The organism is uncultured Tepidimonas sp. (assembly GCF_938045175.1).
Classification (GTDB): Bacteria; Pseudomonadota; Gammaproteobacteria; order Burkholderiales; family Burkholderiaceae_C; genus Tepidimonas.
Genome location: NZ_CALIND010000200.1, coordinates 1 through 9,300, shown reverse-complemented (window position 1 = coordinate 9,300; position 9,300 = coordinate 1). Strand labels below are relative to the sequence as shown.

Sequence of the window (9,300 nt, the reverse complement as noted above, 5' to 3'; positions counted from 1 at the left end):
CGGCCTATGCCGTGCGGCGGGCGGTCGAAGCCGATGCGGTCAAAATCCGAGTTCAGCCGTCGCGGTTGTTGGTGAGGATTTGAGGAAGGGAGCGCCTTTGTCGAGGCGCTCTGGGCAGCTCGGCTACCCCGCGGGAGATCGCGATGCGCGCGGGCGATTCCTGGTCGGGGTGAGAGGATTCGAACCTCCGGCCTCTACGTCCCGAACGTAGCGCTCTACCAGGCTAAGCTACACCCCGATGTGCTCCAGCGCTGCCCTCAAGAGCGGCGCTGCAATAGCTGAGCCGCTAATTGTAGCAGAGCTTGCCGGTGCAATTCCTGCGCGGCGCTGCCCGCAGGCAGCGCCGCGGCCGCGTCGATGGCCCGCTGCGCCTCGGCGGCGGCATGGGCGCGCGCCTCGTCCAGGCCGCCGCTGCGCCGTACGATGGAAAAAATGTCGTCGAGCCGCTCCGCGTCGCCGGCTTCGATTGCCTGGCGGATCAGGGTCGCTTCGTCCGGGGTGCAGCGGCGCAGCGTGCAAATCAGGGGCAACGTCACCTTGCCTTCGCGCAGGTCGTCGCCCAGGTTTTTGCCCAACTCGGCGGCGTCGCCCTCGTAATCCAGCACGTCATCGACGATCTGGAACGCCGCCCCCAGCGCTTGGCCGACGGTGGCGCAACGTTCCTCCGTCTCGGCATCGGCGCCCGCCAATATCGCGGCCAGGCGTGCGCTCGCTTCGAACAGCTTTGCTGTCTTGGCGCGGATGACGCGCAGGTACGCCGCCTCGTCCAGGTGCGCGTCGTGCATGTTCATCAGCTGCAGCACCTCTCCTTCGGCGATCACGTTGGTGGCATCGGCCAGCACGCGCATGATGCGCATGTCGCCGCAATCCACCATCATCTGAAAGGCGCGCGAGTACAAAAAGTCGCCCACCAGCACGCTGGCCGCGTTGCCGAACACTTGGTTGGCGGTATCGCGTCCGCGGCGCAGGGTGGACTCGTCCACCACGTCGTCGTGCAGCAGCGTGGCGGTGTGGATGAACTCGACGACCGCCGCCAGCGTGTGGCGGCGCGGGTCGTGGCAGCCCAGCGCGCCGCACAGCAGCAACAGCAGCGCGGGCCGCACCCGCTTGCCCCCGGCACCGATGATGTAGTGCGCCACCTGACCCACCAACGGTACCTCGCTGCCCAGGCGCTGCTGGATGACGGCATCCACCGCCTGCATGTCGGCGGCGACCAGGGACAGCGCGTGCGCGGGGGAGGAGGGCGGGGTGGCGTTCAAGATGGGGCGTGACGTCCGGGTACCCGGGGCGGCCGGGCGCCGATCAACCCGGCAATTATAGGAAGGCCACACGGCCGGCCCCGACCGCCTATAATGGGGTCGTTCTTCGAGGAGCGTTGCAGCGTTGGCCCCACCGCCAGCGCGAGGCTCGGGGGACGCGGCCGCGCCCGTGCTGGGATGGCGGCTCTCTGGCACAACGACGCTCACCCACCGACGTGGCGTGAGCAACCGTGTGCGCCACGGCGGTGGATGACCATCGAAGGAGTCATCCCATGAACGCACCGCTGAAACAGACCCTCCCCACCGATTGTGTGATCGCCGACATCGGCCTGGCCGATTGGGGCCGCAAGGAAATCCGCATCGCGGAAACCGAAATGCCCGGCCTGATGGCGATCCGCGAGGAATACGCCCCCAGCCATCCGCTCAAAGGCGCGCGCATCGCGGGCAGCCTGCACATGACCATCCAGACCGCCGTGCTGATCGAGACGCTGCAGGCGCTGGGGGCGCAGGTGCGCTGGGCCTCGTGCAACATCTTTTCCACGCAGGACCACGCGGCCGCGGCCATTGCCGCCGCAGGTACGCCGGTGTTCGCCTTCAAAGGCGAGACGTTGGAGCAGTACTGGGACTACACGCACCGCATCTTCGAGTTCGGGCCCGCGGGTGCGCCGGATGAGGGCCCGAACATGATCCTGGACGACGGCGGCGACGCCACGCTGCTGATGCACCTGGGCAAGCGTGCGGAAAAAGACCCGTCCGTCCTCGACCGTCCGACCAGCGACGAAGAGCGCGTGCTGTTTGCCGCCATCCGCCAGCGCCTGGCGCAAGATCCCACCTGGTACAGCCGCAAGAGCGCGCACATCATCGGCGTGACCGAGGAGACCACCACCGGCGTCAAGCGCCTGCAGCAGATGGCTGCGCGCGGTGAGCTGATGTTTCGCGCCATCAACGTCAACGACTCGGTCACCAAGAGCAAGTTCGACAACCTCTACGGCTGCCGGGAATCGTTGGTGGACGGCATCAAGCGCGCCACCGACGTGATGATCGCGGGCAAGATCGCCGTCGTGTGCGGCTATGGTGACGTGGGCAAGGGCTCGGCGCAGGCGCTGCGCGCGCTCTCGGCCCAGGTGTGGGTGACCGAGATCGATCCCATCTGTGCGCTGCAAGCCGCCATGGAGGGCTACAAGGTCGTCACCATGGACGAGGCGTGCGACAAGGCCGATATCTTCGTCACCGCCACCGGCAACAAGCACGTCATCACCTACGAGCACATGGCGCGCATGAAGGACCAGGCCATCGTGTGCAACATCGGGCACTTCGACAACGAGATCGACGTCGCCTCGCTCGAGGCACGCTGCCGCTGGGAGGAGATCAAGCCCCAGGTCGATCACGTCATCTTCGAAGACGGCAAGCGCATCATCCTGCTGGCAAAGGGGCGCTTGGTCAACCTGGGTTGCGCCACCGGCCACCCCAGCTACGTGATGAGCAGCTCGTTTGCCAACCAGACCATCGCGCAGATCGAGCTCTTTACCCACCGCGACTATTACGAAGTGGGCAAGGTCTACGTGCTACCCAAGCACCTGGACGAGAAGGTGGCGCGACTGCAGCTGAAAAAACTCGGCGCCCGCCTCACCGAACTGACCGATGAGCAGGCCGCCTACATCGGCGTGCCCAAGGAGGGGCCGTACAAGCCCGACAGCTACCGCTATTGATCCGTCCCGCCGTGCGCGCCGACCAACAGCTGGTGCAGCAGGCGCTGGCGCCGTCACGCTCGGCGGCGCAGCGCCTGATCGCGCGCGGGGCCGTGCGCTGGCGCGCGCACGTGGGCGCGCCCTGGCGGCCGGTGCGCAAAGGCGGTGATGAGCTGCCTGCGCAGGCCGAGCTGGCGCTGCTGGACGACGCGGAGCTGCGCTACGTCTCGCGCGGTGGGCTCAAGCTCGAGGCGGCGCTGGCGCGCACCCGGCTGGACGTGCGCGGCTGGCGTTGCCTGGACGTGGGCCAGAGCACGGGCGGCTTTACCGACTGCCTGCTGCAGCACGGCGCCGCCGCCGTGGTGGGGGTCGACGTGGGGCACGGCCAGCTGCATCCCCGCTTGCGTGCCGATCCGCGGGTGCGGGTGCTGGAGCGCTGCAACGCGCGCGACCTCACTGCCGAGGCACTGCGGGATGCCGCGGGTCCAGCGGCCGCCCCGCCGTTCGACTTGATCGTCGGCGACCTGTCCTTCATCTCGCAGACCCTGGTGTGGCCGGCATTGGTGCCGCTGCTGGCCGCGCGCGGACAGATGCTGATGTTGGTCAAGCCGCAGTTCGAGCTGCAGCCCGCCGATATCGGCAAGGGTGGCTTGGTGAAGGATCCGTCCGCCTACGCGCGGGTGCAGGCACGCATCGCGCAAGCGGCGCAGGCGCTGGGTCTGCAGTTGCGCGACTACTTTGATAGCCCCATCGAGGGCGGCGATGGCAACCGGGAGTTTTTGGTATGGCTTTGCCGTTGAGTTTCGAGTTTTTTCCACCCAAGACGCCCGAAGGGGCGCAAAAGCTGCGTGCGGTGCGCCAGCAGCTGTATGCGGCGCGCCCCGAGTTTTGTTCCGTCACCTATGGTGCGGGCGGCTCCACGCAAGAGGGCACCATCGCCACGGTGGCCGACATCCTGGCCGAAGGGGTACCGGCAGCGGCGCACTTTTCGTGTGTCGGGGCGACGCGCGCGCGGGTGCGCGAGCAGCTCGCGCAGCTGCAGGCCATGGGCGTGCGCCGCCTGGTGGCGTTGCGCGGCGACCTGCCCAGCGGCTACGGCCTGGGCGGCGAATTTAGCTACGCCAGCGATCTGGTGGCCTTCATCCGCGCCGAGTTTGGGTCTGCCTTCCACATCGAGGTGGCGGCCTACCCCGAGATGCATCCGCAGGCGCGCTCGCCCCAGGCGGATCTGCAGGCCTTCGCCACCAAGGTGCGTGCGGGGGCCGACTCGGCCATCACGCAATATTTTTTCAACACCGACGCCTACTTCCGCTTCGTCGACGACGCCTACGCGCTGGGGGTGGACATTCCCATCGTGCCCGGTATCATGCCCATCACCAATGCGTCGCAGCTGCTGCGCTTCTCCGACGCCTGCGGCGCCGAAGTTCCGCGCTGGATCCGGCTGCGCCTGCAGGGGTATGGCGACGACACGGCGTCCATCCGCGCCTTCGGGCTGGATGTCGTCACCGACTTGTGCGACCAGTTGCGCACCGCGGGCGTGCCGGGGCTGCACTTCTATACCATGAACCAGGCGGACGCGACGCTCACCATTCTGCAGCGGTTGGGCTTGTTGCCCGCCGCGCACTGACCCCCTTACCCTAACCCGCCACGACAGCAAGGAGACCCCATGCGTTTCGAAACCCAGGCCGTGCATGCCGGCTACCGCCCCGACCCGACCACGAAAGCGGTCGTCCCGCCCATCTACCAGACCGTGGCCTACGCGTTCGACAGCGCGCAGCACGGCGCCGATCTGTTCGACTTGAAGGTGCCGGGCAACATCTACACCCGCATCATGAACCCGACGCAGGCGGTGCTGGAGGAGCGCCTGGCCGCGCTGGAGGGGGGTATCGGCGCGCTGGCGCTGGCCTCGGGCCAGGCAGCGATCACCTACGCCATCCAAACCATCACCGAGGCAGGCGACAACATCGTCTCGGCCAGTGCGCTCTATGGGGGCACGTACAACCTATTTGCGCACACCCTGCCGCAGGTCGGCATCGAGGTGCGGTTTGCGGACAGCGACCGGCCCGAGACGTTCGAGTCGTTGATCGATGCGCGCACCAAAGCGCTTTACTGCGAATCGATGGGCAACCCGCGCGGCAACGTCACCGACATCGCGGCGCTGGCGGCCATCGCGCACCGCCACGGGGTGCCCCTCATCGTCGACAACACCGTGCCCAGCCCCTACCTGTGCCGCCCGTTCGAGCACGGTGCCGACATCGTGGTGCACTCGCTGACCAAATACCTGGGCGGCCACGGCAACAGCGTGGGCGGCGCCATCGTCGATTCGGGCAAATTCCCGTGGGCCGAGCACCGGGCGCGCTTTCGGCGCCTGAATGAACCCGATGTCAGCTACCACGGTGTCGTCTACACCGAGGCGCTGGGACCGGCGGCCTACATCGGGCGCGCGCGTGTGGTGCCGCTGCGCAACATGGGTGCGGCCATCTCGCCGTTCAACGCATTTTTGATCCTGCAGGGCATCGAGACGCTGCCGCTACGCATGGACCGCATCTGCGACAACACGCTGGCGGTGGCGCAATACCTGAAACAACACCCCAAGGTGCGCTGGGTGCGCTACGCCGGCTTGCCCGACGACCCGTACCACGCGCTGGCGCAGCGTTATTTGGGCGGGCGTGCCTCGGGGTTGCTCACGTTCGGCATCGAGGGTGGGCGCACCGCAGGCGAGCGTTTCTTGGATGCGCTGCAGCTGTTCACTCGCTTGGTCAATATCGGCGACGTGCGCTCGCTGGCCACGCACCCGGCGTCCACCACGCACCGCCAGCTTTCGCCAGAAGAGCTGGCCCAAGCGGGCGTGACCGAGGACACCGTGCGCCTGTGCGTGGGCATCGAGCACATCGACGACCTGCGCGCCGATCTGGCGCAGGCGCTGGCCGCGGCTTGACCGTGGCGCGGCGCGTGCGCCTGGGCAGTCCGGCACGCCCCGCGTCAACCCTCGGCCGCCTCGACCGTCCAGGCCGCGCCGCGCCCCTGCCGCAGCGCAGAAAGTACCCAAGGCAGCGCCTCGCGCAGCTGCGGCGCCAGCGTGTACGGCGGGTTGATGACGAAAACGCCGCTGGCGCGCAGACCCCCCACGGGCCGGCCACGCGCAGCCTGCGCCTTGGCCTGCGCATCGGGCTGGGCGCCGATGTTGAGCTCGGCTTGCAACCACGGTCGCTGGGCGCGCTGCGCCAAGGCGCGCAGCCGGCGCGGCAGCGCGTGCGCCTCGGGCCGTCCTATCACGGGATACCACACCAGATAGCACCCTTGGGCGAAGCGGCGTAGCGCCTCGGCCGCGGTGGCGAACACGTGCCCGTAGTCCGACTTGAGCTCGTAGCTGGGGTCGATCAGCACCAGCGCCCGGCGCGACGGCGGCGGCAGCAGTCGCCGCAGACCCTCGAAGCCGTTGTCGCGCCGTAGCTCGATGGCGGGGTGCGGCTCGCGCGCGCGCCACTGCTGCACGGTCCGATCCAGCAGCCGCCCGTCGGTGGGGTGCCACTCGAACAGCTGCAGCCGGTCCTGCGGGCGCAACAGTGCCTGCATCAGGGCGGGTGAGCCTGGGTAGTGCTGCAGCAACCCGTGGGGATTGGCGGCCTGTATCTGTTGCCAATAGTCTTGTACGGCGGGTGGCAACGCGTCGCCGCGGGCGTGCGCCGCCATGGCCGCGTCCCACACCGCGGCGATACCCTGCGCCGCCTCGCCGGAGGTGCGCGCGTGCTCGTGGTCCAGCCGGTACTGCCCCGCCCCGGCGTGCGTGTCTACCAGCAGCAGCCCCCCTTCCTTGCCCTGCAAGTGGCGCAGGGCGGCCAGCAGGGCGATGTGCTTGAGAACGTCGGCATGATTGCCGGCATGAAATGCGTGGCGGTAACTGAACATGCGGCGATGGTAGCCGAGGGTGGCTTTGCGGCCTAGTCGCTGATTGCGATACAATGTTGGGCTTCGCAGCGATACGGCTGGGCCCCGCGGCGAAACGCTCCACCCCACCTAAGAGGCTGCCAGCAGAGCAGCGCCGACCGTGGAAAAGGGCCTGCCCAAACCACAGGAAACTGACATGACCAAAACCTTCAGCGCCAAACCCGCTGAGGTGGTGCATGAGTGGTTTGTGATTGACGCCACCGACAAGGTGCTCGGACGTGTCGCCAGCGAAGTGGCACGCCGACTGCGCGGCAAGCACAAGGCCATCTACACCCCTCACGTCGACACGGGCGACTTCATCATTGTCGTCAACGCTGACAAGATCAAGGTCACGGGCAACAAGGCCCTCGACAAGATCTACTACCGCCACACCGGCTACCCCGGCGGCATCCGCTCGATCAACTTCCGCGACATGCAGGCCAAGCACCCGGGCCGCGCGCTCGAGAAGGCCGTCAAGGGCATGCTGCCCAAGGGGCCGCTGGGCTACGCCATGATCAAGAAGCTCAAGGTCTACGCCGGCCCCGAGCATCCGCACAGCGCGCAGCAGCCCAAGGCGTTGGAAATCTAAGGAGCGGCCATGATTGGTGAATGGAACAATGGCACGGGCCGTCGCAAGTCCAGCGTCGCGCGCGTGTTCCTCAAGAAGGGCTCCGGCAAGATCACGATCAACGGACGCGACATCCAGGACTACTTCGGTCGCGAAACCTCGATCATGATCGCCAAGCAGCCGCTGGTGCTGACCAACCACCTCGAGACGTTTGACATTCAGGTCAACGTGCACGGCGGCGGTGAGTCGGGCCAGGCCGGTGCGGTGCGCCACGGCATCACCCGAGCGCTGATCGACTACGACGCCAGCCTCAAGCCCGCGCTGAGCGCGGCCGGCTACGTCACCCGTGACGCGCGCGAAGTCGAGCGCAAGAAGGTGGGTCTGCGCAAGGCCCGCCGCGCGAAGCAGTTCAGCAAGCGCTGATTTGCACGGTCTTGCAGGAAAACCGCCCTTCGCTTCGTCGGGGGCGGTTTTTTGTTGGCGGGCGAAGCGCCGCGCCGCGCGCCACAAGGCACTGGCCCCGTCATGGCTTTTGTGTGGAGCGGATTTGGGGTCTGCCGTGCTCCTTTGCTATCCTTCAAGGATCTTGTCATCATCAGGAACGCCACCATGTCCGCTGTCGCCGAAACCCCGTCCACCACTGAAACCGAGATGCCCGCGCCGTTGGTGTTCACCGATGCCGCCGCGGCCAAGGTTGCCGACCTGATCGCCGAGGAGGGCAATCCGGACCTCAAGCTGCGCGTCTTCGTGCAAGGTGGCGGTTGCTCGGGCTTCCAGTACGGCTTTACCTTCGACGAGGTGGTCAACGAAGACGACACGGTGATGACCAAAAATGGTGTCACGCTGCTGATCGATGCGATGAGCTACCAGTACCTGGTCGGCGCCGAGATCGACTACAAAGAAGATCTGCAGGGGGCGCAGTTCGTCATCCGCAACCCCAACGCCACCACCACCTGTGGCTGCGGCTCGAGCTTCAGCGTCGGCTGAAGCGTCGGCTCAAGGGGCGTAGAGCGCGCCCAGCACGCGCTCGCCCCGTGCCCCCGTGACGGTGGGAAGGTTGCCGCTGCGGCCCAACAGGCGCTGGCGCGCCAGCCAAGCAAAGGCGGCCGCTTCCACCCACTGCACGGGCCAACCCAGGCGGGCCGTGGTGTCGATGGTGACCGCGGGCAGGCGCTGCGACAGCGCGGCCAGAAGGGCGCGGTTGTGCGCGCCGCCCCCACAGACGAGCACCTGCCGCGGAGCCAGGGTTGGTTCGTTTCCCCAATCCAAGGTTTCCAGCGCGCGGGCGATGCCTTCGACCGTCAACGCCACCAACGTGGCCTGCACATCCACGGGTGCCACGCCCGGATGCCGTGCCAGAATGGCGTCGAGCCAGCCCAGGTGGAAGTGATCGCGTCCGGTGCTGCGCACACCGGTGCGGGAAAAATAGGGGTCGGCCAGCAGATCGGCGAGCAGCGCCGGCAGCACGCGCCCCTGCCGCGCCCAGGCGCCGTCAGCGTCGTAGCGCGCCCCGGTATGGCGCTCGCACCAGCCGTCGAGCAAGACGTTGCCCGGCCCGCTGTCGCAGCCTAGCACGCCACCGTCGGCGCGCAGGGCAGTCAGGTTGGCGATGCCGCCGATGTTGACCACGGCGACCCCCTCCCCCGCGCGCCCAAAGGCCGCGCGGTGAAAGGCGGGCACCAGCGGGGCGCCTTGGCCCCCGGCTGCGATGTCGCGGCTGCGAAAATCCGCCACCACCGCGATGCCGGTCGCCTCGGCCAGCCGGGCGGGGGCGAGGAGTTGCAGGGTGTATGGAGACTCGTGGGGCTGCAGGCGGGGGTGACCGGGCGGCATGTGCCGCACCGTCTGTCCGTGCGCG

The 9,300-nt window shown here is 67.8% G+C and carries 10 protein-coding genes, 1 tRNA gene and 1 riboswitch; of the genes, 7 read left to right on the top strand and 4 right to left on the bottom strand.

The window, feature by feature from the left end:
* Positions 1–161: 161 nt before the first annotated feature.
* Together Q0716_RS10605 and Q0716_RS10600 are read right to left on the bottom strand one after the other, a co-directional pair.
* Positions 162–238: transfer RNA gene (locus Q0716_RS10605), tRNA-Pro, on the bottom strand.
* Between the two features lie 19 nt (positions 239–257).
* Positions 258–1,202 carry a polyprenyl synthetase family protein gene (locus Q0716_RS10600; RefSeq protein WP_299023055.1) on the bottom strand — a complete coding sequence of 315 codons (945 nt, stop codon included), beginning with the start codon at positions 1,200–1,202 and terminating at the stop codon, positions 258–260.
* 159 nt (positions 1,203–1,361) lie between these two features.
* Positions 1,362–1,471: riboswitch (S-adenosyl-L-homocysteine riboswitch) on the top strand.
* 60 nt (positions 1,472–1,531) lie between these two features.
* Between Q0716_RS10600 and ahcY the strand changes: the two genes are divergently transcribed.
* The 4 genes from ahcY to Q0716_RS10580 are packed head-to-tail and all read left to right on the top strand — an operon-like array spanning position 1,532 to position 5,885.
* Complete coding sequence (ahcY, locus tag Q0716_RS10595) at positions 1,532–2,968, top strand: adenosylhomocysteinase (RefSeq protein ID WP_299023054.1); 1,437 nt, start codon at positions 1,532–1,534, stop codon at positions 2,966–2,968.
* 11 nt (positions 2,969–2,979) lie between these two features.
* Positions 2,980–3,747, top strand: a complete 768-nt coding sequence (locus Q0716_RS10590; RefSeq protein WP_299023053.1) for a TlyA family RNA methyltransferase — start codon at positions 2,980–2,982, stop codon at positions 3,745–3,747.
* Positions 3,732–4,574: a methylenetetrahydrofolate reductase [NAD(P)H] gene (gene metF, locus Q0716_RS10585; RefSeq protein ID WP_299023051.1), complete on the top strand. Its 843-nt coding sequence runs from the start codon at positions 3,732–3,734 to the stop codon at positions 4,572–4,574. Before Q0716_RS10590 ends, metF begins: the two co-directional genes overlap by 16 nt.
* 39 nt (positions 4,575–4,613) lie before the next feature.
* Positions 4,614–5,885 (top strand): aminotransferase class I/II-fold pyridoxal phosphate-dependent enzyme, encoded by a 1,272-nt coding sequence (locus Q0716_RS10580; protein WP_299023049.1) that lies wholly within the window; start codon positions 4,614–4,616, stop codon positions 5,883–5,885.
* Positions 5,886–5,929: 44 nt separating this feature from the next.
* On the opposite strand, the gene rlmJ is transcribed toward Q0716_RS10580, so the two are convergent.
* Positions 5,930–6,856, bottom strand: coding sequence for a 23S rRNA (adenine(2030)-N(6))-methyltransferase RlmJ (gene rlmJ / locus Q0716_RS10575; RefSeq protein WP_299023047.1), 927 nt, complete (start codon positions 6,854–6,856; stop codon positions 5,930–5,932).
* A gap of 175 nt (positions 6,857–7,031) precedes the next feature.
* On the opposite strand from rlmJ, the gene rplM reads away from it, so the two are divergent.
* The 3 genes from rplM (at position 7,032) to erpA (ending at position 8,429) form a co-directional block, all read left to right on the top strand.
* Positions 7,032–7,463, top strand: a complete 432-nt coding sequence (rplM, locus tag Q0716_RS10570) for a 50S ribosomal protein L13 (protein WP_299023046.1) — start codon at positions 7,032–7,034, stop codon at positions 7,461–7,463.
* A 9-nt stretch (positions 7,464–7,472) separates the two neighbouring features.
* Complete coding sequence (gene rpsI, locus Q0716_RS10565; RefSeq protein ID WP_299023045.1) at positions 7,473–7,865, top strand: 30S ribosomal protein S9; 393 nt, start codon at positions 7,473–7,475, stop codon at positions 7,863–7,865.
* Between the two features lie 186 nt (positions 7,866–8,051).
* Entirely contained in the window at positions 8,052–8,429 is a 378-nt protein-coding gene (erpA, locus tag Q0716_RS10560) for an iron-sulfur cluster insertion protein ErpA (RefSeq protein ID WP_299023044.1), read from the top strand.
* A 9-nt stretch (positions 8,430–8,438) separates the two neighbouring features.
* On the opposite strand, the gene Q0716_RS10555 is transcribed toward erpA, so the two are convergent.
* Positions 8,439–9,300, bottom strand: an 862-nt coding sequence (locus Q0716_RS10555) for an anhydro-N-acetylmuramic acid kinase (protein WP_299023041.1), incomplete at its 5' end; no start/stop codon positions are given.